We start from the raw sequence: 323 nt of genomic DNA, 5'->3' as shown, positions 1-323 counted from the left end.
CCATCATTCAACGAGAAGTAATCGACCGTTACGAGTTCACGGGATACTATGATGCCAAACAAACTATATTCGCTCACACGATCTGGTACAACACCCGCAGGTTCCATAAAGCAATCAAAATGACCCCAAACGAAAAATGGGATCAGCATATCCACATCACAAACCAAAAACGTGTCGAACAAAATTTGTACAAAAACCAACACGAAACCAGTGATGTTTTAAACCAAGATTATCAATACCTTAGACAAAATTTAAACGAAAAAACAAGCAATTATTACACAACTATTTCTACAAATCTGTCCAAGTAATAAGGGGTTTGTACA

1 protein-coding gene is annotated in these 323 nt (G+C 36.8%); it reads left to right on the top strand.

From position 1 onward, the window contains the following. The coding region (locus ACST15_RS12535; protein WP_459454994.1) for a hypothetical protein at positions 1–308 on the top strand (308 nt) is incomplete at its 5' end. Positions 309–323: the final 15 nt, after the last annotated feature.

The sequence above is a fragment of the Aquirufa sp. Wall-65K1 genome (genome assembly GCF_054558475.1).
Note: the sequence above shows the minus strand (reverse complement) of the source record. Positions and strands in the feature narration are given on the sequence as shown.